We start from the raw sequence: 24,731 nt of genomic DNA on the forward strand, positions 1-24,731 counted from the left end.
TCAGTATGTGACCGGGGTGAGCGAGGAAAGCCAACGCACATGCAGCGTGAAGTATGACGGGTAAATACATAAGTCAGGGTAATCACGCCTATGAAACCTCGTCAGCGTCAGGCCGCGATTCTGGAGCACCTGCAAAAACAGGGAAAATGCTCGGTTGAAGAACTGGCCCAGTACTTTGACACGACAGGCACCACTATCCGTAAAGATCTGGTCATTCTGGAAAATGCCGGAACCGTCATCCGCACCTATGGCGGCGTGGTGTTGAATAAAGAAGAGTCCGATCCGCCTATTGATCACAAAACGCTTATCAACACCCACAAAAAAGCGCTGATAGCCGCAGCCGCTGTGAAATATATCCATGATGGCGATTCCATTATTCTGGACGCCGGAAGTACCGTGTTACAGATGGTGCCGTTGCTTTCGCGTTTTAGCAACATCACGGTGATGACCAACAGCCTCCATATTGTTAACGCGCTATCGGAACTGGACAACGAACAAACTATCCTGATGCCCGGCGGCACCTTCCGTAAAAAATCGGCGTCGTTTCACGGTCAACTGGCGGAAAACGCCTTTGAGCAATTCAGCTTTGATAAACTTTTCATGGGAACTGACGGTATTGACCTGAATGTCGGTGTGACCACGTTCAATGAGGTTTACACCGTCAGTAACGCAATGTGCAATGCAGCACGCGAGGTGATTCTGATGGCGGACTCCTCAAAATTTGGTCGTAAAAGCCCCAATGTGGTGTGCAGTCTGGAAACCGTCGACAAACTGATCACGGACACGGGGATCGATCCGGCATTTCGTCAGGCGCTGGAAGCAAAAGGGATTGAAGTAATCATAACCGGAGAAAGCAATGAGTGATGCACTACTAAACGCGGGCCGTCAGACCTTAATGCTGGAGCTACAGGAAGCCAGCCGTCTGCCGGAGCGTCTGGGCGATGATTTTGTCCGCGCCGCCAATATCATTATTCACTGTGAAGGCAAAGTGATCGTTTCCGGCATTGGCAAGTCAGGTCATATTGGTAAAAAAATCGCCGCGACGCTTGCCAGTACCGGTACTCCCGCTTTTTTTGTTCATCCGGCGGAAGCACTGCATGGCGATCTGGGGATGATTGAAAGCCGCGACGTGATGTTATTTATCTCCTATTCCGGCGGCGCAAAAGAACTCGACCTCATCATCCCGCGTCTGGAAGATAAATCCGTCGCGCTGCTGGCGATGACCGGTAAACCTCACTCTCCGCTGGGGCGAGCGGCAAAAGCCGTTCTGGATATTTCCGTCGAGCGTGAAGCCTGTCCGATGCATCTGGCGCCGACATCCAGTACCGTCAATACGCTGATGATGGGCGATGCGCTGGCGATGGCGGTCATGCAGGCGCGCGGTTTTAACGAAGAAGATTTCGCCCGTTCGCATCCGGCTGGCGCACTGGGCGCGCGTTTGCTCAATAATGTGCATCACCTGATGCGCCAGGGCGATGCAATACCGCAGGTGATGCTCGCCACCAGCGTGATGGATGCCATGCTGGAACTTAGCCGTACCGGGCTGGGGCTGGTGGCGGTTTGCGATGAGCAACATGTTGTGAAAGGCGTCTTTACCGACGGCGACCTGCGTCGCTGGCTGGTAGGCGGCGGCGCGCTCACCACGCCGGTAAGCGAAGCCATGACGCCCAACGGTATTACGCTCCAGGCGCAAAGCCGCGCCATTGACGCCAAAGAGCTCCTGATGAAACGCAAAATTACCGCCGCGCCAGTGGTCGATGAAAACGGCAAACTCACCGGCGCCATTAACCTACAGGATTTCTACCAGGCGGGGATTATCTAATCCTTCAGTCCCAGACGTTTCGCCAGCCGATGCAGGTTGGCGACGTCGGTTTCCAGCGCCCGCGCGCTGGCCGCCCAGTTATGATTATTTTGCGCCAGCGCCTGGCGAATCATCTCTCGCTGGAAGTTCTCCGTCGATTCGCGCAAATTGCGGCAAGTCGGCAGCGCCAGAAAGCTTTCCGCAGGCGGCGCGGGTAAAACGTCCTCTGACAAGGCAAAATGCTGCGCCTCCAGTATCACCTCATCCCCTGCCCGGGTCGCTCTCGCCAGTACAACCGCACGGTGAATGGCATGTTCCAGCTCCCGGACGTTGCCCGGCCAGCCATAGTTGAGCAAATGGCGGCGCGCGTCGGGACTCAGCACCACGCGGGACAGCCCCAGCCGCAGTCGGCACTGCTCGCAAAAATAGCCCGCCAGCAGCACCACATCATCGCCGCGCTCGCGCAGCGGCGGCACAAAGAGCGGGAAAACGCTCAGGCGATGGAACAGATCGGCGCGAAAACGCCCTGCCAGCACCTCTTCACGCAGGTCACGGTTGGTTGCCGCCAACACCCGCACATCCACGCGCAGGCTACGATCGTCGCCGACGCGCTGAATATCGCCATACTGCAACACGCGAAGTAGCTTGGCCTGTAGCGCCAGCGACAGTTCGCCAATCTCATCCAGAAACAGCGTACCGTTATCCGCCATTTCGAACTTACCGCTACGATTACTGATAGCCCCGGTAAAAGCCCCTTTTACATGACCAAACAACTCGCTCTCCGCCACGCTTTCCGGCAGCGCGGCGCAGTTGAGATAGACCAGCGGATTGACCGCTCTGGGGGAGCCCTGGTGAATAGCTTTCGCCACCAGCTCTTTACCGGTCCCCGTTTCACCGCCGATCAGCACGTTAAGATCGGAGCCCGCCACAATCTCGATCTCTTTTTTCAACTGCGTCATCGCCGGCGACAGGCCGATCATGTGCGTCTCTTTTATCGGTTCAAACACGCCTGACGACCCCGGCAGCATGTTCTGGCTTTCCAGTTGTTCAATTAACAGCGCATTACTCAATGCCCCGGCGGCCAGCGCGGCGACAAGCCGTAGCTCTTCATCGCTAAATACCTCGAACTGCTCCGGCGTCATAGCATCAAGGGTCAGCGCACCGATGAGGTTCTGTCCGGCAAACAGCGGCAGACCAACACAGGCGTGGACTTTCAGGCTTTCCTGTCCGGGAATTAACCCGTCATACGGATCGGGTAAATCGCTATCAGCCGGAAAACGCACCACGTCCCCCGCGCGGGCGATGGCTTCCAGGCGCGGATGCCCTTCCAGGGTAAAACGTCTGCCGAGAACGTCCTGCGCCAGGCCATCAATCGCCAGTGGAATAAATTGTCGTGATTCATAGCGCAACAGCGCCGAGGCGTCGCACGCCAGCACCTGACGCAGCGTAGTAATCAGCCGCTGAAAACGATCCTGATGCCCAATGCCGCGTTGTAACTCAATGGCGATGCCCGCCAATACCTCCACGGAAAAACTCATGGTTACCTCATTGTCATTTTGACAACCTATAGTGTCATATTGACAGCATCATTTATAGTCTTTTTGACTATATCAAAAATACAAAATTATTATAATTTCATATAAATCAATCAGATGAAAAGTTGGCACACTACCTGCAATAAGCAAAACAACTTTTTGTAAACGTTGAATGAATTGAGGTGGTTATGTCTATTCTGGTTAAAGATAATATTCATTGGGTTGGCCAACGCGACTGGGAAGTACGTGATTTTCACGGCACTGAATACAAAACGCTGCGCGGCAGCAGCTATAACAGCTATCTCATTCGTGAAGAAAAGAATGTGCTGATCGATACCGTCGATCATAAGTTTAGCCGTGAGTTTGTGCAAAATCTGCGCAGTGAAATCGACCTCGCGGATATCGACTACATCATCATTAACCATGCCGAAGAAGACCATGCAGGCGCGCTGACCGAACTGATGGCGCAGATCCCGGACACGCCTATCTACTGTACCGCCAACGCCATTGACTCTATCAACGGCCATCACCATCACCCGGAATGGAATTTTAAGGTGGTGAAAACCGGCGATACGCTGGATATCGGCAACGGCAAGCAGTTGATCTTCGTGGAAACGCCGATGCTGCACTGGCCGGACAGCATGATGACCTATATGACCGGCGACGCGGTGTTATTCAGCAACGACGCCTTTGGTCAGCACTACTGCGACGAGCGCCTGTTCAATGATGAAGTGGACCAAACCGAACTGTTTGAACAATGCCAGCGCTACTACGCCAATATCCTGACGCCGTTCAGCCGTCTGGTAACGCCAAAAATTACCGAAATCCTCGGCTTCAACCTGCCGGTGGATATGATTGCCACCTCACACGGCGTGGTATGGCGCGACAACCCAACGCAAATCGTGGAACTGTATCTGAAATGGGCGGCAGATTATCAGGAAGATCGTATCACTATTTTCTACGATACCATGTCGAACAATACTCGCATGATGGCGGATGCCATCGCGCAGGGTATCAATGAAGTGGACCCGAACGTGGCGGTCAAAATCTTTAACGTCGCCCGCAGCGATAAAAATGAAATACTGACCAATGTCTTCCGTTCGAAAGGCGTGCTGGTCGGCACTTCTACCATGAACAACGTGATGATGCCGAAAATCGCTGGTCTGGTGGAAGAGATGACCGGCCTGCGCTTTCGCAACAAACGCGCCAGCGCCTTCGGTTCTCATGGCTGGAGCGGCGGCGCGGTGGATCGACTGTCCACGCGCTTACAGGATGCCGGTTTTGAAATGTCCCTGAGTCTGAAAGCGAAATGGCGTCCGGATCTGGATGCGCTGGAGTTGTGCCGTCAGCACGGTCGCGACATCGCGCGTCAGTGGGCGCTTGCTCCGCTGCCGGAAACCACACAGAAAACCGCGCCAGTCGAAGAAACCACAACCTGCGCCGCCGCAGACCTCGGCCCCAAAATGCAATGCAGCGTATGCCAGTGGATTTACGACCCTGAGCAGGGCGAGCCGTTGCAGGATGTCGCGCCGGGTACGCCGTGGAACGACGTGCCGGATAACTTCCTGTGCCCGGAATGTTCATTAGGTAAAGACGTGTTCGACGTACTGGCGACGGAGGCAAAATGAGTCGGGGAATCATCATTATTGGGTCGGGCTTCGCCGCCCGCCAGCTCGTCAAAAATATCCGTAAACAAGATGCGCATGTGCCGTTAACCCTGATTGCGGCGGACAGCATGGATGAGTATAACAAGCCCGATCTCAGCCACGTTATCAGCCAGTCGCAGCGCGCCGATGATCTCACCCGCCAGTTAGCGGGGGAATTTGCTGAACAGTTTAATCTGCGACTGTTCCCGCATATCAGGGTTGCTGACATTGATGCCGATGCCCATGTGGTGAAAAGTCAGGATAAGCAGTGGCAGTACGACAAGCTGGTACTGGCGACCGGGGCGACAGCCTTTGTGCCGCCGATTGCAGGACGTGAGTTAATGCTTACTTTGAATAGCCAGCAGGAGTACCGCGCCTGTGAGACACAACTGCGCGACGCGCAGCGAGTGCTGATTGTCGGCGGCGGTCTCATTGGCAGTGAATTAGCGATGGATTTCTGCCGCGCCGGGAAAACGGTAACGCTGATGGATAACGCCGCCAGCCTTCTCGCCTCACTGATGCCACCGGAAGTGAGCAGTCGCTTACAGCATCACCTGACCGATATGGGGGTGCATCTGCTGCTGAAATCGCAGTTGCAAAAACTGGAGAAAATCGAAGCCGGTATCCGCGCTACGCTGGCAAGCCAGCGTAGTATTGAGGTCGATGCGGTGATTGCCGCCACCGGCTTACGCCCGGAAACCGCTCTGGCGCGCCGCGCCGGGGTAGCCGTCAACCGCGGCGTCTGCGTGGATAGCTATCTACAGACCAGTCACCCGGATATTTATGCGATCGGCGATTGCGCAGAGATCAACGGTCAGGTGCTGCCCTTCCTGCAACCGATCCAGTTAAGCGCGATGTACCTGGCGAAAAATCTGTTTGGCGGCAACGCGCCGCTGAAGCTACCGGCGATGCTGGTCAAAGTCAAAACGCCGGAACTGCCGCTGCATCTGGCGGGAGAAACTCAGCGCCGTGATTTAAGCTGGCAGATTACCGCAGAATCTGACGGTATGATTGCCAAAGGCATGAGCGGAGAAGGCCAACTACGCGCCTTTGTGGTGAGTGAAGACCGCATGAAAGAGGCCTTTGCACTGCTGAAAACGTTGTCCGTATAAGCCTGTGATGCCGGATGGCGCCGCTTCGCGTCTTATCCGGCCTACGAGTGAGCATCTGTTTACAGGCCAGATAAGGCGCAGCCGCCATCCGGTGCCCTACACTTCCCTTAACGCTCGCGCTGCGGCAATCACGCCCTGTCCAAACGACAGTCCGCCGTCGCCCGCTGGTAACCGCTGCGGAAATAACAATTTAAAATCAGAAAGATAAAAGGCAAGACGCGCGCGCAGTAAGCGGTTGTGTATCACCCCGCCGCTGAAGACCAGAGTGGTTATCCCCCGCGCCGTAGCCTGCTGGCGCATTAGCGTGGCAAACCCGCACGCCAGCGCATCATGAAAAGCCCAGGCGCGTTGCACGGGCGTGGCCTGCCAGTTCAACCATTGCCGCCAGAAAACAGCGACGTCCAGTTGAGCGCCGTTAAGCGGCATCGTTACCGGATGCTCAACGTTAGCGCATTGAGAGGCCAGCGCCTCCAGCGCGCAGGCGGCCTCGCCCTCATAGCTAAGCGATGCTGGCGTGCAGCGAAGCGCGGCAGCCACCGCGTCGAACAACCTCCCGCAGGAAGAGGCCAACGGGGCATTGACGCCGCGCTCAATGGCACGCGCCAGGACATTCCAGTTTTGCTGTTGCAGCCCCGCTGTCTCCGGATAATCCTGCCAGTCCGGCACAAAGCGCAGGCACTGCGCCAACAGATTACGCCACGGATGTTTGGCAGCCAGATCGCCTCCCGGCAGCGCCACGGCGGGTAAACCACCTAAATGTTCGCACTCGCGATAATTGACCCGCAAACATTCTCCGCCCCATAGCGCGCCATTCTCACCCATGCCGATACCGTCTACCGTCAGGGCAATCACCTCTCCGCCGTCCAGCGGCCAACCATGCTCGGCCAGGCAAGCCGCCGCATGGGCATGATGGTGTAACACCGTCTCTGTCGGCAGACGCATCTCACTGGCCCACTGACTGGAAACATAGCCCGGATGCGCATCACAGACGATACGCTCTGGGGTAAAATCGTAGATTGACTGGATCAGACGCAATGCCTCGCGCCACTGCGCCTGGATACCGTCATCGCTGAGATCGCCTAAATGCTGGCTGACAACCGCCTGTTCGCCGCGTACCAGACAGAACGTGTTTTTCAGATCCGCGCCCAGACAAAGTATCGGCGGCACATCGCGAAATCCGGGCGGCAACGCAATCGCGTCCGGCACGTATCCCCGCGAACGACGCAGCATTTCGCCGCTGTCGCGCACAACAGAGTCGTCCATGCGCTGTACAATGTCGCGATTGTGCAACAGAAAACCATCGGCAATATCGTGTAAATCGTCCAGCGCCTGTTCGTTGGTGATGGCGGGCGGTTTGCCGCTCAGGTTGCCGGATGTCATCACCAGCGGGTAATTGAGCGCCTGCAACAAGAGATGTTGCAATGGGTTGGCTGGCAGCATCACGCCCACCTCCGTAAGTCCTGGCGCGATGCCCTCACTCAGCGAAGGTACATACTGCTTATCCACCAGTACAATCGGGGCCGCTGGCGTGGTCAGCAGTGAACGCGCCGCGGTCGGCAGCGTTTGCGCCGTGGGCAACATCACCGCCAATGGTTTCGCCGGGCGATGTTTACGCGCCCGCAGCATCGCCACTGCGTTATCGTTGCGCGCGTCGCAGGCCAGATGAAAACCACCCAGCCCTTTAACGGCAATAATGCCTCCGGCGTTCAGTTGGGCGACCGCCGCCTGCAAAGCCGCCTCTTTTTCCGCTCGTTCATGTTGGCTCCGCCACTCAAGATGCGGCCCGCATGACGGACAGGCAACGGGCTGGGCATGAAAACGGCGATCGTACGGATCGCGGTATTCGCTGTCGCATTCCGGACACAAGGGAAACGCCGCCATCACCGTAAATGGCCGGTCATAGGGCATAGCGCGAATAATGGTGAAGCGTGGTCCGCAGTGGGTGCAATTGATGAAAGGATAACGGTAGCGCCGCTCGCCTGGGGTATTCATCTCGGCAAGACATGCCGGGCAGGTCGCCGCATCCGGCACGATTTGCGTGTTCATCGAACCGCCTGCGCTCTGACGAATGGTGAAATCCGTCGGTGCGCGCTCCCATACCAACGACGCGTGTTCAACGCTGTCAATGCGCGCCAGCGGCGGGCAATCCTGATAGAGCGCGGCAATAAATTGCGACGGATCTTCCAGCAGCCGAACGACGACGCCGTCGCCGTCATTACACACGTCGCCGTGTAATCGCAACTGCTGCGCCAGCTGCCAGACAAAAGGACGAAAACCGACGCCCTGTACTTTGCCCCGAATGCGTAGCTGTACGCCGGAAGGTGTGTCTATCGCCATCTTATTTTCCCGCCATCATCGAACCCGGATGCCTGATGGCGCGACGCTTATCAGGCCTACAACCGCACGGACCGTAGACCGGATAAGGCATTGATGCCGCCATCCGGCAATGCTTTGTGGCGTATTCTACGCGCAATCGCAGAAATCAGAAAAGCAGCGATGCCGTTGAATCCAGCGCCGCACGACGGCGTTTTTCCGCGCTTAGCTGTTCGAGCTTATTGCGGTCCACGCAGATGAGGGCGTGCGTTGGGCAAGCGGCCATACAGGCCGGACCGGCTTCACGGTGGTGACACAGATCGCACTTGTTGGCTTCGGCTTTTTCGGCACGCACGTTCAGCCCCGCGCCGCTATTGCGAACCACCGGACGTACCACCACTTCCATGGCGCCGTAAGGACATGCCACTACGCAAGTTTTACAGCCAATGCAGCGTTCTTGCATCACATGAACAAAGCCTTTGTCACGGCTGATGGCGCCATTCGGGCAAACGTTGGCGCACGGCGCGTCTTCACACTGGCGACACAGCGTTGCCGTGGAAACATTCACGCCTTTGATGACATGGATACGAGGTAAAAAGGTTTCAGGGGTCAGCGATGCGCAATCCTGATTTTCCTGATGGGATACGACGCAAGCCACTTCACAGGTACGGCAACCAATGCACTTACTCGCGTCTGCAATGATGAAACGGTTCATCAAATTCTCCAGCAATAACAGATGATGTGCCGATATATACACGAATCGTGCCAATTTTTATTTCATTGTTATTTAAGAACATTCTTTCTATTTTCGTGAGCATTTACGTGTCATCGTCACAAGTGTCGATGACACGTAATGTCGCCAGTGGTGGTCAAGATTTGCAGTGATAGCCAGCCAACTCTGCACCGCAACTGACATCAATCCTGATTAACGCCTGGCAATACGTTACCGCGTATTAAACAGCGCTGCGTAAGGGAAAGATCGTCCGTTTGCGGATTCCTTCCGGCAATAGGTTTGATAATTAATTTACGGCCAGGATAGTGATTAAAACGGGTCAGCGCCGGATAACTCAACCGGCCAAACCAGCCGTGTACGCGCTGCCAGCGGGCGTCCTTCACCTGATATAAATTGGTTATCCAGTAGCCTGAGTCAAACTGCATATCCAACAGTTGCGTGCGCCCATTGCCCTGTAAATCAAGCAAATCATCGACGCCAGTATCGGTGGCGGTATAAAACCCCCACGGTTCAAAGACGCAGGGGCGGCCATTCTTGAGAAAGGTGAAAATGATGTATTGCGCGCTCGGCGCCAGGCCCAACCCAGGATTGCCCAACCAGATAACCAGATCCTGAATGCCGTTACGATCGAGGTCAGCGCGATAAAATTGCGCATTACCCGCCAAATTAATCAGCATTCCCACCGGGACAACCCACGAATTACCGGCTCTGTCTTTTCCGCTAATCCGCCATTCGTTATCTTTTTTCGGCTCCGGCAGTAGCGTCACCCCACTGACTCCGACCTGGCGAAAATGCCAGGTCTGGTCGGGCGATACAGAATAAGGCAGGGTCAACAGCGGCTTCAGCGCACGCTTTTGCGCATATTCACCGTCGCTCATCGGCAGGTAACCGACAAAGCCGGTGGCCAGTGCGCGCGCGGCGATGCAGAAAAATAGCAGTCCGCTCCATACGATAACCTTCACGTTCTTCTTACCGCCTATGCCGGGGAACACAAATCCGTCCAATGGGTACGCATTTTACGCCTCCGGCGCTTCCAGCGCGGCAAATCCGCCGTTTCCCTGCCAGCCTTCCAGGCGCTGATAGACAGTGTTTACCGCGTCCTTAATCGGTTGAGTCATCGGATAATAAAACCCGACGATATCCGGCTGGATACCAACAAAAATCACCTCGCCGACATCCTCTTTGAGCTGATCGACCAGGTAGTTGAGCGGCATATTGTGGGTGGTCATCATAAACATTTCGGCGATATCATCCGGATCGATAATGCGGATCTCGCCCGGATTAAGACCCATGTCGGTGGCGTCGACAATCAACAGACGCTGCGGGCGCAGTTCGCGAATCGCCACAATGTCGTTTTCCGGCGCGCTGCCGCCATCAATCACCACCCAATTACCCTTCGGCTGCGCCGCGCACATTTCCGCCAGTAACGGGCCTGCGCCGTCGTCGCCCATCATGCTGTTGCCGACACAGAGTAAAACGTCAGTCACGAAGCCTCCTCACCATCAGGTAGATGGCGCTTTCCTGATGAATGTCATGCAGCATACTGAGCATCAGTTTGCTCCATTCTTGCTGCTGCGGGGTCTGCGCGGCGCGCGCCTCATCAAACGCGCGCGCCAGCATTTGCACATGGTTGAAATCGATGACGATCTCGCCATACTTCGGCACGCCTTCCATTTTACGCCGGGCATCGCTACCGGCTTCCAGGGTGGCGATCCACGCCAGATACTCATCCCATGGGCAGGTGAGCGCGGCCTCCAGACAATCGATAACCCCCAGGTGGTGCCCAATCGCCAGGCTGTAATAGACAACCTGCTGCGCCTCGGCAGGCGTCGCATCGTTCTCATCAATAAACTTACGGCTCAGTTGACTGAACACCACCTGTTCGCTCATCGGATACGCGCCTCTTCAACAACATGATTGAGATGGGTGACAATTTCGGTTAAACGCGGATCGTTTTCCGCTTCCAGCCAACGCGCCACTTGCTGCTCGCCCTGCCCCAACTGTGTCAGGTAATCATCGGCGATCTGACGACCATAGCGATAACCCGCCAGCCGGCGCGCCGCGCGATCCACCTTCACGCGCAGCGGCTGCACCATATCCGGATGCAGGATCTCTGCGGGCTGATCGTCCAGCTCACCCGGCGCGCGGGCGTGGATTTTCTGCTCCAGCAGGCCAAGCGCCATCGCAAAGCCATACAGCGTGGCGGCAGGCGTTGGCGGGCAGCCTGGAATATACACATCCACCGGGACGATTTTGTCGGTACCGCCCCAGACGCAGTAGAGATCGTGGAAAATACCGCCGCTGTTGCCGCAGGCGCCGTAAGAGATACAGATTTTCGGGTCCGGCGCCGACTGCCAGGCGCGCAGCGCCGGAGAGCGCATGGCGCGGGTCACCGCGCCGGTAAACAGCAGAATATCGGCATGACGCGGCGACGGTACCACTTTGATACCGAAACGCTCGGCATCAAACAGCGGCGAAAGCGTCGCAAAGATTTCGATTTCACAGCCGTTACAGCCGCCGCAGTCCACGCGGTAAACGTATGCCGAACGCTTAATATTTTTCAGTAGAGACGCCTTCATGCTGGCGATGGATTCATCCACCGTCATCGGTACCGGAATGCCGTTGGCGTCACGCGGGCCTAATAAATTGCTCATTAGCTGACCTCTTTCATATGGCGAGTCAGTTCAATACGGTCGGACGGCACCAGGCATTTCTGACGCTTACAGTCCGGGCAGGTCTCAAAGCTTTCGCGGTGGTTTTCCGCGCGGCTGTCGCCGTTGTGCGCAAGCAGCGCAATGGCGTAGTCGATCTCTTTCTGTACCGCGAAAGGACGATTGCACACGCGGCAGTTGCACAGCGCAAAGCGGGACTGTTGCAGGAAGTCTTCTTTCTTCCACACTGCCAGTTCGTACTCTTGCGACAGTTTGATCGCCGCCGTCGGGCAAACTTCTTCGCAGCGACCGCAGAAGATACAACGGCCAAGATTGAACTGCCACGCCAGCTCATTGGTTGCCAGTAAGGTTTCCACCGTCAGCGCGTTCGACGGGCAGGCATTAACGCAGGCGGCGCAGCCGATGCACTGCTGCGGATTATGTTCCGGCTTGCCGCGGAAGTTTTTATCAACCGCAATCGGCTCCAGCGGATAAGACGAGGTCGCCGTGCCGGTTTTGATAACTTTTTTGATAAAGGTAAACATGGCGATTCCTTATTTCAGCGGCGAGTTTTTACGCTCAATGCTGTAGCGCTCAAGTTCTTTGTACGGCACGACTTTGCTCTTCTTCTTACGCACATCGACCACGGTCATCCGGTCGGTACAGGAGTAGCAAGGGTCGAGGCTGCCGATAATCAGCGGCGCATCGGAGACGGTGTTGCCGCGCAGCATATAGCGCAGCGTCGGCCAGTTGGCGTAGGTCGCCGCACGACAGCGCCAGCGGTAAAGCTTCTGGTTGTCGCCGGTCATGCTCCAGTGGATATCATCGCCACGCGGCGCTTCGGCAAAGCCGAGCGCAAAACGGTGCGGAATATAGGTAAAGCCTTCCACCATCAGCGGGCCGCCCGGTAGATTATCCAGACCGAAATCGATCATATTCAGCGAGGTGTAAACTTCGTTGATACGGACTTTCAGACGAGAAATCACATCGCAGCCCTGCTCGCTATGTACTTCCATCGGCAGCAGACCGTAACCGACAAACGGGTGGTCGGCTCGGGTGTCGCGGGCGTGACCGCTGGCGCGCACCATCGGGCCGACATTACTGAAGTCGCGGGCAATTTCCGGGTCCAGACGACCGATACCCACGGTACGCTGTTCCATATTCGGCGTGCTCAGCAGCATGTCCACCAGCTCCTGCACGTCACGACGCATCTGCTGCGCCAGTTGACGGGTCTGGATCATGTCCTCTTTGAGCAGATCGCGGCGAATCCCGCCGATCAGGTTCAGGCCGTAGGTTTTACGCGCCCCGGTCAGTATCTCTGCCATTTTCATGGAGGTTTCACGCACGCGGAAGAACTGCATAAAGCCGGAGTCAAAGCCGGTGAAGTGACAGGCCAGGCCAAGGTTGAGCAGATGCGAGTGCAGGCGTTCCACTTCCAGCAGAATAGCGCGGATCATCTGCGCACGTTCCGGCACCTGAATGCCCATCGCGTTTTCCACGGAAGTGGTGTAGGCGGTGCTGTGGGCGAAGCCGCAGATACCACACACGCGATCCGACAGGAAGGTGACTTCGTTATAACCCATGCGGGTTTCCGCCAGTTTTTCCATACCGCGGTGGACATAGAACAGACGGTAGTCGGCGTCGATGATGTTCTCGCCGTCAACAAACAGACGGAAGTGTCCCGGCTCATCGGAGGTCACGTGCAGCGGGCCAATCGGCACCACATTATTTTTCTTGTCACCCAGCTCGTTAATGAACTCGTAGGTTTCCGCATCGGTGGTCGGCGCCGGGCGCTGACGATAATCCATACTGTCTTTACGCAGCGGATAGAGTTCATCCGGCCAGTCGTCCGGCAGCACCAGACGGCGCTCGTCCGGCAGACCGACCGGGATTAAACCGTACATGTCGCGTACTTCGCGCTCACCCCACACGGCAGCCGGCACGCGCGGCGTAACGGATGGGAATTCCAGCTTATTGGCATCCACTTCAACGCGGACGGTAATCCAGCACTTCGTGCCCTGCTCCATCGACAGTACGTAATAAACGGCATAGTGGCCGCACAACTGGCGTTCGTCATTACCGAACAGCACCGACAGCCACCCACCCTGCTGGTAGTAAAGAAACTCCACCACTTCCGGCAGATAGTTTACTTTCACCGTAATAGTCAGCTGATCTTTGGTCTGCCAGGCTTCGTCCAGCACGACGCCCGGAAACGCCTGGTGCAGCGCCGCAAGGTATTGTTGACCTAATTTTTCTTCAGACATGCTCAAACTCTCTTAAATCACGCCGCCAGCAAGGAGACGAAGGCTAAAAACGCAAACCCAAAACCGGCCCAGGTCACGCGTGAAGTGGCGCAAAAACGCAGTCGCGCCATGCTGTTTTCAAACAGGGCGATCACCAGTACGCCGACAATCAGCTTGACGACGGCAATCACCAGCGCCAGCAACAGTCCGCCTGCGCTGAAGGTTTCCATTTGTCCCCACGGCAGAAACACGCCGACGAACATTTGCAGCACCACCAGTTGCTTAAGGCTGATGCCCCATTTCAGCACCGCAAAGCCGCTACCGCTGTATTCGGTCAACGGCCCTTCCTGCAACTCCTGCTCCGCTTCCGCCAGGTCGAACGGCAGCTTGCCCATTTCGATAAAGGTGGCGAAGGCGCAGGCGCACAGCGCCAGAATCAGCGGAATACTGCGCGCGACAGGCCAGTGATAAATGGTATCGGCGATATTGCTGATATGAGTTGAACCCGCCACCTGCGCGGCGACCCACAGACCCAGCAGCAGAATCGGCTCCACCAGCACGCCGAGCATCGCTTCACGGCTGGCGCCGATCGCGGTGAACGGGCTGCCGGTATCCAGGCCTGCAATAGAGAAGAAGAAGCGCGCGATGGCGAACAGGTAAATCAGGGTGATTAAATCACCCAGTTGCGGCAACGGAGATCCAACGGTGACAACCGGCAGCGCGGTGGCGATAGTCAGCATCACGCCGACCATCACAAACGGCGTCAGGCGAAAAACCCAGCTGGAATCCGCAGGCGCAATACTCTGACGACCGAGCAGTTTGATAATGTCGCGGTACTCCTGCAACACGCCCGGCCCACGGCGATTGTGTAGACGGGCGCGCGCCACGCGAGTAATACCGGACAGCAATGGCGCAACGGCAAATAGCACCAGCGCCTGAATTAACGGATAAAACACACTCATTTTCAGGCTCCTCGTGAAACCACAATCACCACCAGCACCGCCAGCTCAATCAGCGCCAGACGACGGAACAGCACCGCGGCCGCCGCGTTCTGCCAGCCCGGCACCAGCGATACCGGGTTCAGCCATTTACGCAATTTGAGTACCGGGGCAAAGGCCTCTTTCACCGGCATGGCGAAACCGTGCGCGGTAATCACCATCGACTGCTCATGGTCGTAGCCGCACACCCAGGCCGCGCCGCGAGAACGCGACGGCAGACGGTTGCCTTTGAACATCGCCATAATGATGAACGGCAGTAGCGGACAGGCGACCAACAGCAGCGTGATCATCGGCTGCGATACGGTGGTGTGCGCGGTTTCCAGCGGCAACGGTACCGCAGTGGAAATCATCGGCAGCAGCCACGGCGCGGCAACCCCGCCCAGTACGCAGCAGATAGCCAGCGCAACCACGCTGACGCCCATCAGGATCGGCGCGCAGCTGGCATTTTCAGCTTCCTTCGTGCGCGGCGCGCCAAGGAACGTCACGCCGTAAACTTTCGCCATACACATCACCGCCAACGCGCCGGTAATCGCCAGGCCAACCGCCAGCAGCGGTCCTAACAGACGACCAACAAACGCGCCGCTGTTGCCCAGTTTGAAGAAGGACTGGTAAATCACCCACTCGCCGGCAAAGCCGTTCAGCGGCGGCAACGCAGCCATCGCCATCAGACCGACCAGCATGGCGATAGAAATAACCGGCATCCGTTTACCAATACCGCCCAGTTTTTCGATATCGCGATGACCGGTACGGAACCAGATGCTGCCCGCGCCCAGAAACAGCACGCTTTTGAACAGGCTATGGTTCAGCAGGTGATAGAGCCCGCCGGTCAGACCCAGCGCGATCAGTACCGGCTGATTGAGAGCAATCCCGGTAACGCCTGCGCCCAGACCGAGCAAAATGATGCCGATATTTTCCAGCGTGTGATAGGCCAGCAGGCGCTGAATGTTATGCTCCATCAGCGCGTACAGACCACCGACAAAGGCGGTGATCATCCCAAGCACCAACAGCGCCACGCCCCACCACAGCGGCGCATTGCCGCCAAGCAGAGATAGCGTGAGAATGCCCAGCAGCCCGATTTTCATCACCACGGTCGAGAACAGCGCGGCGGCGGGAGCGCTGGCGTTGGCGTGCGCCTGCGGCACCCAACCGTGTAGCGGGATAATCCCGGCCAGCAGACCAAAGCCGATAACGCCGAGCAGCCAGATATCGGAGCCCAGCGGCAGTTGCTGAGCACGTTGATCCAGCAGCCCCAGATCCAGCGTGCCGTAGCGCTGCCACACCAACCAGCAGGCGATTGCCAGCAGCAGCGTACCGAGACGGCCCAGCGCAAACCACAGTTTGCCCTCTTTGCTACCGCCGGTGAGGAACACGGCGCAGAGCGCCATGATTTCCGCCATCACCACCATCGTCCCCAGGTTACTGGCGACCACGGCGCAGACGGCTGCCGCCATCAGCAGGTTGATCAACAGTCCGTTGGCTTTTACCTGTGGATGGCGATGCCAGTCGATATTGAACAGGCTGACGAACAGGCCGCACAGCCCCAGCGTAATCAGCCAGATAGCATTCAGCGGCGTAATTTGCAGCATGTGACCGGTAAACGGCATCACGCCGCTCACCGTAACGGCGCTGGTCAGCGCGGTGACCCCCGCGCCTGCCGTACACAGGCTGCCGACCGCGCCGCCGATACCGGCAATCCAGCCGCTCAGCGCTTTATGAAACGAAAACAGAAACGCCAGAACGGCGGCGGCGGCAAACCACGCGACGCCGCTAGTAATCAGTGAAAGTGAACTCATTATGCATCCCCACTCTGAGCCTGCTGAAACAACGTGAGATCGCCAAAATCGGTATTAAACGTCAGCTCACGTTTACGTTTGCTGGCGCGGGCGATATCCGTGTTATCCACCAGGTGTAGCGCTTTAGTCGGGCACATCCGCACACAGGCCGGGCCTTGCTCGTCAAAGCTGCACAGGTCGCATTTCACCGCAATAGCGCGTACGCCCGGCACCCAGTCGAGCAACGTACTGACGCGCGCAGGCGCTGGCGGCGCGGGCGGCGCTTTCGGCGTATTGGCGTTCGCTGGAATATGCAGCGGACGGCTGCCGGAAAACTCAATAGCGCCAAACGGACAGGCAATACCACACAGTTTGCAGCTCACGCACAGGCTTTCATTAAGCTGGACAGCGCCGTCAACGCGATTAATCGCGTTAACCGGGCATACCGTGGCGCATGGCGCATCTTCACAGTGGTGACAAAGCTGCGGCGCAGATTCTTTTTCATTCAGCATCACTTTCAGGCGCGGCATTGACTGCAGGCCATGCTGGCGATGCGTCTCTGAACAGGCGGCCTCACAGGTGTGGCAGCCGATACAGAGAGTGGAGTCAGCAATTACAAAACGATTCACCAGGCATTCCTCAGGTGATTGTCATTTTTGACGAAAACATGCCGTTGAAATGTCATTTTCGACACTTATCGACACGCCCATCCCCAAAACATTCATGACGTGGCGCAACGCCACATCGCGAATCAAAGCGGGCAACGCCTCAGGCTTATACCGCCGGGCTGTTTCCCTTTACCAATTGACGCAAATTAACCGGCGAGTTGGTTTCTACAGCGGTATAGAGGCTGTCGTAAACGCTGGCGATTTTTTCCAGATAGTGCTCCAGCACCTGCTCGCGATCGCGGTTGTTAACCCGTTCGTCAACCTTGCCGTCGATATCGAGCTGCGCCTGTGCAATCAATTGTTTATCTTCGCCATCTTTGGTTTCAACGTAGTACTCAATGGTGTGGCTGTTAAAACCATCCGCCAACGCGACGTAAATACGAAAGTGCTCAAACAGGACAAAGCAAAGATCCCTTTCCGGCGCGCAGCTCATTGCGTGATGCAGGCGCGCTTTCGAGAGGGTGATCCCCTGAACCAGCGAGTTGCAGTAAATATGCCACTGGTCCTGTAGGCGACGATGCCGTTGCGCGATGTAATCGGCCTTTTCGCTTATTTCCCAAATAGTCATGTCAGGTTACCCGTTTAACAGAGATGCCTGCGTTAAGCATTTTCCATGCCAATTTTTAACTTATTGTTTTTAATAGCAGACGAGCGCAGTTACTGCCGTTTCGACGCGGTGACGACATGTCATTTCGTCATCGTCGACATTAACCTGCCAGGGGATAAAAATATTGGCATAAATATTGCTTTACAGGGGCAACCACTACGGGAGGCGATATGCACGAAATCACCCTCTGCCAACGGGCACTGGAATTGATTGAACAACAGGCTTCAGCATACGGTGCAAAACGTGTGACAGCCGTCTGGATCAAAATTGGCGCATTTTCTTGCGTGGAAACCAGCGCTCTTTCCTTTTGTTTTGATCTGGTATGCCGCGGCACGATAGCAGAAGGTTGTAAACTGCACCTCGAAGAACAGGAAGCCGAATGCTGGTGTGAGCATTGTCAACAATATGTCACGTTGTTAACCCACCGTGTACGTCGTTGTCCGCAATGTCATAGCGATACACTGCGAATTGTGGCCGATGACGGCTTACAAATTCGGCGCATAGAGATTGATGAAACTGAAGATTAATGCCGGATAGACGCTCGCGTCGCCATCCGGCAGAAAGCCTGTAACAAGAAAAAGATCAGGAGTAAGCGATGTGTACGACTTGCGGTTGCGCTGAAGGCAACCTTTATATAGAAGGCGATGAACATAATCCGCACTCAGCGTTTCGTAGCGCGCCCTTTGCCCCAGCGGCTCGCCCGGCGCTGAATATTACCGGCATTAAAACGCCTGACTTTGCCCCAAGTCAGACCGCAGAAGGCGATCTGCATTACGGCCACGGCGAAGCCGGAACCCACGCGCCTGGTATGAGTCAGCGGCGGATGCTGGAGGTTGAAATCGACGTGCTGGACAAAAATAATCGTCTGGCTGAGCGCAACCGCGCCCGTTTCGCCGCCCGCCAGCAACTGGTGCTCAACCTGGTGTCCAGCCCCGGGTCCGGTAAAACCACCCTGCTGACCGAAACGCTGATGAAATTGAAAGACCGTGTACCGTGCGCGGTGATTGAAGGCGACCAGCAGACAGTGAACGACGCCGCCCGCATCCGTGCTACCGGCACGCCCGCCATTCAGGTCAACACCGGTAAAGGCTGCCATCTTGACGCGCAAATGATCGCCGACGCCGCGCCGCGCCTGCCGCTGGATGACCATGGTATTCTGTTTATCGAAAACGTCGGTAATCTTGTCTGCCCGGCCAGCTTCGATCTGGGCGAAAAGCATAAAGTCGCAGTGCTTTCCGTGACCGAAGGTGAAGATAAGCCGCTGAAATATCCCCATATGTTTGCCGCTGCGTCGCTCATGCTGCTCAATAAAGTCGATCTGCTGCCCTACCTCAATTTTGACGTTGAGAAGTGCATCGCCAGCGCGCGTGAAGTGAACCCGGAGATTGAAATTATCCTGATTTCCGCCACCAGCGGCGAAGGCATGGATCAGTGGCTGGCCTGGCTGGAGGCGCAGCGATGTGCATAGGCGTTCCGGGTCAAATCCGCGCCATTGACGGCAATCAGGCAAAAGTTGACGTCTGCGGCATTCAGCGCGACGTCGATCTCACATTAGTCGGCAGTTGTGATGAAAACGGTCAGCCGCGTCTGGGTCAGTGGGTGCTGGTTCATGTCGGATTCGCCATGAGCGTCATTAACGAAGCGGAAGCGCGCGACACGCTCGACGCGCTACAAAATATGTTTGATGTTGAGCCGGACGTCGGCGCACTGCTGTATGGTGAGGAGAGATAATGCGTTTTGTTGACGAGTACCGTGCGCCGGAACAGGTAATGCAGCTCATTGAACACCTGCGTGAACGCGCCGCCCTTCTTCCTTACACTGCCGAACGTCCGTTGCGCATTATGGAAGTCTGCGGGGGTCATACCCACGCAATTTTTAAATTTGGTCTCGATCAGTTACTGCCCGAAAACGTGGAGTTTATTCACGGCCCCGGTTGTCCGGTCTGCGTGCTGCCGATGGGACGCATCGACAGTTGCGTGGAAATCGCCAGCCATCCGGAGGTGATTTTCTGCACCTTTGGCGATGCCATGCGCGTGCCGGGGAAACAGGGTTCTCTGTTGCAGGCTAAAGCGCGCGGCGCGGATGTGCGTATTGTTTACTCTCCGATGGACGCGCTGAAGCTGGCGCAGGATAACCCGACCCGCAAAGTGGTATTTTTCGGGCTGGGCTTTGAAACCACCATGCCGACCACCGCCATCACGCTACAGCAGGCAAAACAGCGTGACGTGCAAAACTTCTACTTTTTCTGCCAGCACATTACGCTGATCCCGACGCTGCGTAGCCTACTGGAGCAGCCGGACAACGGCATTGACGCCTTTCTTGCGCCAGGCCACGTCAGCATGGTCATCGGCACCGAGGCGTACCAGTTTATCGCCGCCGATTTTAATCGCCCGCTGGTGGTGGCTGGATTCGAACCGCTTGATCTACTGCAAGGCGTGGTCATGCTGGTTGAGCAGAAAATAGCGGCCCTAAGCCAGGTTGAAAACCAATACCGTCGCGTGGTGCCGGATGCCGGAAACATGCTGGCGCAGCAGGCCATCGCCGATGTGTTCTGCGTTAATGGCGATAGCGAGTGGCGCGGTCTGGGCGTGATTGAATCCTCCGGCGTCCACCTGACGCCAGAGTATCAGCGCTTTGACGCCGAAGCGCATTTCCGCCCAGCGCCACAGCAGGTCTATGACGATCCGCGCGCCCGCTGCGGCGAAGTGCTGACCGGCAGATGCAAGCCGCATCAGTGCCCGCTATTTGGTAAAACATGTAATCCAGAGACCGCGTTCGGCGCGCTGATGGTCTCTTCCGAAGGCGCATGCGCCGCCTGGTATCAGTATCGTCAGCAGGAGTGTGAAGTTTGAACAATATACAACTCGCCCACGGCAGCGGCGGCCAGGCTATGCAACAGTTGATTAATAGCCTGTTTATGGAGGCCTTTGCCAACCCGTGGCTGGCGGAACAAGAAGATCAGGCGCGTCTGGAGCTGGCGCAACTGACGGCGGAGGGCGACCGTCTGGCGTTTTCTACCGATAGCTATGTGATCGATCCGCTCTTTTTCCCCGGCGGCAATATCGGCAAACTGGCGATTTGCGGTACGGCGAACGACGTAGCGGTGAGCGGCGCGATCCCCCGCTATCTCTCCTGCGGCTTTATCCTTGAAGAAGGGCTGCCGATGGAGACGTTAAAAAGCGTGGTCAATAGCATGGCGGCGACCGCGCGGGAAGCGGATATCGCCATTGTAACCGGCGACACCAAAGTTGTGCAGCGCGGCGCGGCGGATAAATTATTTATCAACACTGCCGGCATGGGGGCGATTCCCGCCGATATTCGCTGGGGCGCGCAAACGCTGAGCGTTGGCGATGTGCTGTTAGTCAGCGGTACGCTTGGCGATCACGGTGCCACTATTCTCAACCTGCGTGAGCAACTGGGACTGGATGGCGAGCTGGCGAGCGACTGCGCAGTATTAACGCCGCTTATTCAGACGCTGCGTCATATTGACGGAGTGAAGGCATTGCGTGACGCCACGCGCGGCGGCGTGAATGCGGTCGCCCATGAGTTTGCGGCGTCCTGCGGTTACGGTATTGAATTGTCCGAATCCGCACTACCGCTCAAACCTGCCGTGCGCGGCGTCTGCGAGCTGTTGGGGCTGGATGCCCTGAACTTTGCCAACGAAGGAAAGCTGGTGATTGCCGTTGAACGGCAGGCCGCAGATCGGGCGTTGGCGGCATTACGCGCGCATCCGCTGGGACGTGATGCAGCGCTGATTGGCGAAGTCGTGGAACGCAAAGGCGTTCGCTTAGCCGGACTCTATGGCGTGAAGCGAACCCTTGATTTGCCACACGCCGAACCATTACCTCGTATATGCTAGCAGCCTGTTGGCAGCATACTGTAGGCCGGATAAGACGCATTTGCGTCGACATCCGGCATTAACGCTGCATTAACGCCTGATGGCGCTTTGCTTATCAGGCCTACGGAGTGTGTGACCAGCGAGTTTGCGGTCAGCCATCCGGCAATAACTTACGACTTATACCTATAATTCATTTACCGTTTTCGCACCGTTTTGCGGTATTTTCCTGGAAAAGCAACATGTCGTATACACCCATGAGCGATCTTGGACAGCAAGGCTTGTTCGATATCACTCGTACCTTATTGCAGCAGCCCGATTTGGCGTCGCTCAGTGAAGCGCTTTCACAACTGGTAAAGCGTTCAGCGCTCGCCGACAGCGCCGGCATTGTGCTATGGCAGGCGCTGTCGCAACGCGCACAATATTATGCGACGCGAGAAAATGGCCGTCCTGTTGAATATGAAGATGAAACCGTACTGGCGCACGGCCCGGTACGTCGCATCCTTTCTCGCCCCGATGCATTGCACTGTAATTTCCATGAGTTTACCGAAACCTGGCCGCAGCTTGCCGCGAGCGGCCTCTACCCTGAATTTGGTCATTACTGTCTGCTTCCTTTAGCCGCGGAGGGCCGTATTTTCGGCGGCTGCGAATTCATCCGTCAGGAAGATCGCCCCTGGAGTGAAAAGGAATATGACCGTCTGCATACGTTTACCCAAATTGTCGGCGTGGTCGCCGAGCAAATTCAAAACCGGGTAAACAATAATGTCGATTATGATCTGTTGTGCCGCGAACGCGATAACTTCCGTATTCTGGTTGCGATTACCAACGCCGTCCTGTCGCGTCTGGATATTGATGAGCTGGTAAGCGAAGTCGCAAAAGAGATCCACCACTATTTCAATATCGACGCAATCAGCATCGTGTTGCGCAGCCATCGCAAAAATAAGCTGAATATCTACTCCACCCACTACCTTGATGAGCATCATCCGGCGCACGAACAGAGCGAAGTCGACGAAGCTGGCACGCTCACGGAGCGCGTCTTTAAAAGTAAAGAGATGCTGCTTATCAACCTCAACGAACGCGATCCGCTTGCCCCCTACGAACGCATGCTGTTCGATACCTGGGGCAATCAGATCCAGACGCTTTGCCTGCTGCCGTTGATGTCCGGCAAGACGATGCTTGGCGTGCTCAAACTGGCGCAGTGCGAAGAAAAAGTGTTTACCACCGCCAACCTCAAGCTGCTGCGTCAGATTGCCGAACGGGTAGCCATTGCCGTGGATAATGCGCTGGCCTATCAGGAAATCCACCGTCTGAAGGAACGCCTGGTCGACGAAAACCTGGCGCTCACGGAGCAGCTTAATAACGTCGACAGCGAGTTTGGCGAGATCATCGGACGCAGCGAAGCGATGTACAACGTGCTCAAGCAGGTTGAGATGGTGGCGCAGAGCGACAGTACCGTGCTGATTCTGGGCGAAACGGGAACCGGTAAAGAGTTGATTGCCCGCGCCATTCACAACCTGAGCGGACGTAGCGGGCGCAGGATGGTAAAGATGAACTGCGCCGCGATGCCGGCGGGGCTGCTGGAAAGCGATTTGTTTGGTCATGAGCGCGGCGCGTTTACCGGCGCCAGCGCGCAGCGGATTGGCCGTTTCGAGCTGGCGGATAAAAGCTCGCTGTTTCTGGATGAAGTGGGCGACATGCCGCTGGAGCTACAGCCTAAGCTGCTGCGCGTCCTTCAGGAGCAAGAGTTTGAACGTCTCGGCAGCAATAAACTGATCCAGACCGACGTGCGGCTGATCGCCGCGACTAACCGCGATCTGAAAAAAATGGTCGCCGATCGCGAATTCCGTAACGATCTCTACTATCGGCTGAATGTTTTTCCGATCCAACTTCCTCCGTTACGCGAACGTCCGGAAGATATTCCACTACTGGTCAAAGCGTTCACTTTCAAAATCGCCCGCCGAATGGGGCGTAATATCGACAGCATTCCCGCCGAAACGCTGCGCACGCTCAGCAGCATGGAATGGCCGGGGAACGTTCGCGAGCTGGAGAATGTCGTCGAGCGCGCCGTGCTGCTGACGCGCGGCAATGTGCTACAACTGTCGCTGCCGGATATTACCGCCGTAACGCCCGATACCTCGCCTGTTGCGACTGAAAGCGCCAAAGAAGGCGAAGATGAATATCAGCTTATTATACGCGTGCTGAAAGAGACCAATGGCGTAGTGGCTGGACCAAAAGGCGCGGCGCAGCGTCTGGGGCTTAAACGAACCACCCTGCTGTCGCGTATGAAGCGATTGGGTATTGATAAAGACGCGTTAGTGTAACGGGTTGCCGGATCTGATCCGGCCAGGAGATGATGCGCGCCGTAGGCCTGGCGCTTCCCCTTCACTTCTTGCGCTGATATTTTTCCGGCAATTCCGGAACGGGGCGCTTATCGTCGATAAGGTGCCGCACGGTCAGGACAGGATGCCGCCAAAGCATTCGCGGACCTGCCCAACGCATAATCTGCTTCATCTCCTCGCGTTTAGCCGGCTGATAGCAGTGCACCGGGCACTGCTTACAGGCGGGTTTTTCCTCGCCAAATACGCATTTATCAAGACGTTTTTGCGCGTAGGCGAACAGCGCCTCGTAATGCCCCTGCACCGCTGACGCCTGTGGGCACTGGCTTTCATACAGCGCGATCATTTTTTTGATCGTCAGTTTTTCACGAGCGATACGTTTACCAGGCATCGTGCTCTCTCCGAACATTAAGGTGTATTTATTTTACACCTTATCCCTCTTTAGCACTATCACTGCATATCGTCGCCATTACGCAAATAA

Annotated in this window: 24 protein-coding genes; 10 read left to right on the forward strand and 14 right to left on the reverse strand. The window is 56.4% G+C overall.

Annotation, left to right across the window (positions count from 1 at the left end; all coding sequences use genetic code 11):
- Positions 1-90 precede the first annotated feature (90 nt).
- On the forward strand, positions 91-864 hold the full coding sequence (gene srlR, locus ACH0WD_RS03315; RefSeq protein ID WP_000804537.1) for a glucitol operon DNA-binding transcriptional repressor SrlR: 774 nt from the start codon (positions 91-93) through the stop codon (positions 862-864).
- Positions 857-1,822: an arabinose-5-phosphate isomerase GutQ gene (gene gutQ / locus ACH0WD_RS03320; protein ID WP_001278206.1), complete on the forward strand. Its 966-nt coding sequence runs from the start codon at positions 857-859 to the stop codon at positions 1,820-1,822. The genes srlR and gutQ overlap by 8 nt, the downstream gene beginning before the upstream one ends.
- Here gutQ and norR read toward each other — a convergent pair.
- On the reverse strand, positions 1,819-3,339 hold the full coding sequence (gene norR / locus ACH0WD_RS03325; protein WP_000010808.1) for a nitric oxide reductase transcriptional regulator NorR: 1,521 nt from the start codon (positions 3,337-3,339) through the stop codon (positions 1,819-1,821). The two genes, gutQ and norR, sit on opposite strands and share 4 nt — an antisense overlap.
- 185 nt (positions 3,340-3,524) lie before the next feature.
- Here norR and norV point away from each other — a divergent pair, with 185 nt between their 5' ends.
- Positions 3,525-4,964 (forward strand): anaerobic nitric oxide reductase flavorubredoxin, encoded by a 1,440-nt coding sequence (norV, locus tag ACH0WD_RS03330; protein WP_000025989.1) that lies wholly within the window; start codon positions 3,525-3,527, stop codon positions 4,962-4,964.
- Entirely contained in the window at positions 4,961-6,094 is a 1,134-nt protein-coding gene (norW, locus tag ACH0WD_RS03335) for an NADH:flavorubredoxin reductase NorW (protein WP_000086326.1), read from the forward strand. The genes norV and norW overlap by 4 nt, the downstream gene beginning before the upstream one ends.
- Positions 6,095-6,190: 96 nt before the next feature.
- Here norW and hypF read toward each other — a convergent pair whose 3' ends face one another.
- The 12 genes from hypF to hycA form a co-directional block, all read right to left on the reverse strand.
- Entirely contained in the window at positions 6,191-8,431 is a 2,241-nt protein-coding gene (gene hypF, locus ACH0WD_RS03340) for a carbamoyltransferase HypF (RefSeq protein ID WP_000963420.1), read from the reverse strand.
- A 145-nt stretch (positions 8,432-8,576) separates the two neighbouring features.
- On the reverse strand, positions 8,577-9,122 hold the full coding sequence (gene hydN / locus ACH0WD_RS03345) for an electron transport protein HydN (protein ID WP_001078791.1): 546 nt from the start codon (positions 9,120-9,122) through the stop codon (positions 8,577-8,579).
- Between the two features lie 200 nt (positions 9,123-9,322).
- A complete protein-coding gene (locus ACH0WD_RS03350) occupies positions 9,323-10,132 on the reverse strand; it encodes a hypothetical protein (protein WP_001747661.1) in 810 nt (269 codons plus the stop codon).
- A gap of 24 nt (positions 10,133-10,156) precedes the next feature.
- A complete protein-coding gene (gene hycI, locus ACH0WD_RS03355) occupies positions 10,157-10,627 on the reverse strand; it encodes a hydrogenase maturation peptidase HycI (RefSeq protein ID WP_000132987.1) in 471 nt (156 codons plus the stop codon).
- On the reverse strand, positions 10,620-11,030 hold the full coding sequence (locus ACH0WD_RS03360) for a formate hydrogenlyase maturation HycH family protein (RefSeq protein ID WP_000003725.1): 411 nt from the start codon (positions 11,028-11,030) through the stop codon (positions 10,620-10,622). Before ACH0WD_RS03360 ends, hycI begins: the two co-directional genes overlap by 8 nt.
- Positions 11,027-11,794, reverse strand: a complete 768-nt coding sequence (gene hycG, locus ACH0WD_RS03365; RefSeq protein WP_000067419.1) for a formate hydrogenlyase subunit HycG — start codon at positions 11,792-11,794, stop codon at positions 11,027-11,029. The genes ACH0WD_RS03360 and hycG overlap by 4 nt, the downstream gene beginning before the upstream one ends.
- Positions 11,794-12,336 carry a formate hydrogenlyase subunit HycF gene (gene hycF / locus ACH0WD_RS03370; RefSeq protein WP_000493773.1) on the reverse strand — a complete coding sequence of 181 codons (543 nt, stop codon included), beginning with the start codon at positions 12,334-12,336 and terminating at the stop codon, positions 11,794-11,796. Before hycF ends, hycG begins: the two co-directional genes overlap by 1 nt.
- A 9-nt stretch (positions 12,337-12,345) precedes the next feature.
- Positions 12,346-14,055, reverse strand: coding sequence for a formate hydrogenlyase subunit HycE (gene hycE / locus ACH0WD_RS03375; RefSeq protein WP_001288155.1), 1,710 nt, complete (start codon positions 14,053-14,055; stop codon positions 12,346-12,348).
- Between the two features lie 17 nt (positions 14,056-14,072).
- Positions 14,073-14,996 (reverse strand): respiratory chain complex I subunit 1 family protein, encoded by a 924-nt coding sequence (locus ACH0WD_RS03380; RefSeq protein ID WP_000110570.1) that lies wholly within the window; start codon positions 14,994-14,996, stop codon positions 14,073-14,075.
- A gap of 2 nt (positions 14,997-14,998) precedes the next feature.
- A complete protein-coding gene (gene hycC, locus ACH0WD_RS03385) occupies positions 14,999-16,825 on the reverse strand; it encodes a formate hydrogenlyase subunit 3 (RefSeq protein ID WP_000097055.1) in 1,827 nt (608 codons plus the stop codon).
- The gene (gene hycB / locus ACH0WD_RS03390) at positions 16,825-17,433 is read right to left on the reverse strand and encodes a formate hydrogenlyase subunit HycB (RefSeq protein ID WP_001079163.1); all 609 of its coding nucleotides are present in this window, start codon (positions 17,431-17,433) and stop codon (positions 16,825-16,827) included. Before hycB ends, hycC begins: the two co-directional genes overlap by 1 nt.
- Positions 17,434-17,578: 145 nt before the next feature.
- Entirely contained in the window at positions 17,579-18,040 is a 462-nt protein-coding gene (hycA, locus tag ACH0WD_RS03395) for a formate hydrogenlyase regulator HycA (protein WP_000158075.1), read from the reverse strand.
- Positions 18,041-18,249: 209 nt separating this feature from the next.
- Here hycA and hypA point away from each other — a divergent pair, with 209 nt between their 5' ends.
- The 6 genes from hypA to flhA all read left to right on the forward strand — a co-directional run bounded on the left by hypA (position 18,250) and on the right by flhA (position 24,235).
- On the forward strand, positions 18,250-18,606 hold the full coding sequence (gene hypA / locus ACH0WD_RS03400) for a hydrogenase maturation nickel metallochaperone HypA (RefSeq protein WP_000544461.1): 357 nt from the start codon (positions 18,250-18,252) through the stop codon (positions 18,604-18,606).
- Positions 18,607-18,674: 68 nt separating this feature from the next.
- Positions 18,675-19,547 (forward strand): hydrogenase nickel incorporation protein HypB, encoded by an 873-nt coding sequence (gene hypB, locus ACH0WD_RS03405; protein ID WP_000337636.1) that lies wholly within the window; start codon positions 18,675-18,677, stop codon positions 19,545-19,547.
- Positions 19,538-19,810 carry a hydrogenase 3 maturation protein HypC gene (hypC, locus tag ACH0WD_RS03410; protein WP_000334871.1) on the forward strand — a complete coding sequence of 91 codons (273 nt, stop codon included), beginning with the start codon at positions 19,538-19,540 and terminating at the stop codon, positions 19,808-19,810. Before hypB ends, hypC begins: the two co-directional genes overlap by 10 nt.
- Positions 19,810-20,931, forward strand: coding sequence for a hydrogenase formation protein HypD (gene hypD, locus ACH0WD_RS03415; protein ID WP_001212956.1), 1,122 nt, complete (start codon positions 19,810-19,812; stop codon positions 20,929-20,931). Before hypC ends, hypD begins: the two co-directional genes overlap by 1 nt.
- A complete protein-coding gene (hypE, locus tag ACH0WD_RS03420; RefSeq protein ID WP_001059953.1) occupies positions 20,928-21,938 on the forward strand; it encodes a hydrogenase expression/formation protein HypE in 1,011 nt (336 codons plus the stop codon). Before hypD ends, hypE begins: the two co-directional genes overlap by 4 nt.
- A gap of 218 nt (positions 21,939-22,156) precedes the next feature.
- A complete protein-coding gene (gene flhA / locus ACH0WD_RS03425; RefSeq protein ID WP_000122682.1) occupies positions 22,157-24,235 on the forward strand; it encodes a formate hydrogenlyase transcriptional activator FlhA in 2,079 nt (692 codons plus the stop codon).
- A gap of 61 nt (positions 24,236-24,296) precedes the next feature.
- On the opposite strand, the gene ACH0WD_RS03430 is transcribed toward flhA, so the two are convergent.
- Complete coding sequence (locus tag ACH0WD_RS03430; RefSeq protein ID WP_001117944.1) at positions 24,297-24,641, reverse strand: nitrous oxide-stimulated promoter family protein; 345 nt, start codon at positions 24,639-24,641, stop codon at positions 24,297-24,299.
- Positions 24,642-24,731: the final 90 nt, after the last annotated feature.

It is taken from the genome of Salmonella sp. 2020_1395 (assembly GCF_043848115.1).
GTDB classification, from domain to species: domain Bacteria; phylum Pseudomonadota; class Gammaproteobacteria; order Enterobacterales; family Enterobacteriaceae; genus Salmonella; species Salmonella enterica.

Coding starts and splice junctions, on each gene's coding strand:
- hypC (WP_000334871.1), top strand. CDS start 19,538: ATGTGCATAGGCGTTCCGGGTCAAATCCGCGCCATTGACGGCAATCAG.
- hycE (WP_001288155.1), bottom strand. CDS start 14,055: ATGTCTGAAGAAAAATTAGGTCAACAATACCTTGCGGCGCTGCACCAG.
- hycC (WP_000097055.1), bottom strand. CDS start 16,825: ATGAGTTCACTTTCACTGATTACTAGCGGCGTCGCGTGGTTTGCCGCC.
- srlR (WP_000804537.1), top strand. CDS start 91: ATGAAACCTCGTCAGCGTCAGGCCGCGATTCTGGAGCACCTGCAAAAA.
- norW (WP_000086326.1), top strand. CDS start 4,961: ATGAGTCGGGGAATCATCATTATTGGGTCGGGCTTCGCCGCCCGCCAG.
- gutQ (WP_001278206.1), top strand. CDS start 857: ATGAGTGATGCACTACTAAACGCGGGCCGTCAGACCTTAATGCTGGAG.
- hypA (WP_000544461.1), top strand. CDS start 18,250: ATGCACGAAATCACCCTCTGCCAACGGGCACTGGAATTGATTGAACAA.
- hydN (WP_001078791.1), bottom strand. CDS start 9,122: ATGAACCGTTTCATCATTGCAGACGCGAGTAAGTGCATTGGTTGCCGT.
- hycG (WP_000067419.1), bottom strand. CDS start 11,794: ATGAGCAATTTATTAGGCCCGCGTGACGCCAACGGCATTCCGGTACCG.
- hypD (WP_001212956.1), top strand. CDS start 19,810: ATGCGTTTTGTTGACGAGTACCGTGCGCCGGAACAGGTAATGCAGCTC.
- norV (WP_000025989.1), top strand. CDS start 3,525: ATGTCTATTCTGGTTAAAGATAATATTCATTGGGTTGGCCAACGCGAC.
- ACH0WD_RS03430 (WP_001117944.1), bottom strand. CDS start 24,641: ATGCCTGGTAAACGTATCGCTCGTGAAAAACTGACGATCAAAAAAATG.
- hypF (WP_000963420.1), bottom strand. CDS start 8,431: ATGGCGATAGACACACCTTCCGGCGTACAGCTACGCATTCGGGGCAAA.
- hypB (WP_000337636.1), top strand. CDS start 18,675: ATGTGTACGACTTGCGGTTGCGCTGAAGGCAACCTTTATATAGAAGGC.
- ACH0WD_RS03380 (WP_000110570.1), bottom strand. CDS start 14,996: ATGAGTGTGTTTTATCCGTTAATTCAGGCGCTGGTGCTATTTGCCGTT.
- hycA (WP_000158075.1), bottom strand. CDS start 18,040: ATGACTATTTGGGAAATAAGCGAAAAGGCCGATTACATCGCGCAACGG.
- ACH0WD_RS03360 (WP_000003725.1), bottom strand. CDS start 11,030: ATGAGCGAACAGGTGGTGTTCAGTCAACTGAGCCGTAAGTTTATTGAT.
- norR (WP_000010808.1), bottom strand. CDS start 3,339: ATGAGTTTTTCCGTGGAGGTATTGGCGGGCATCGCCATTGAGTTACAA.
- hycF (WP_000493773.1), bottom strand. CDS start 12,336: ATGTTTACCTTTATCAAAAAAGTTATCAAAACCGGCACGGCGACCTCG.
- flhA (WP_000122682.1), top strand. CDS start 22,157: ATGTCGTATACACCCATGAGCGATCTTGGACAGCAAGGCTTGTTCGAT.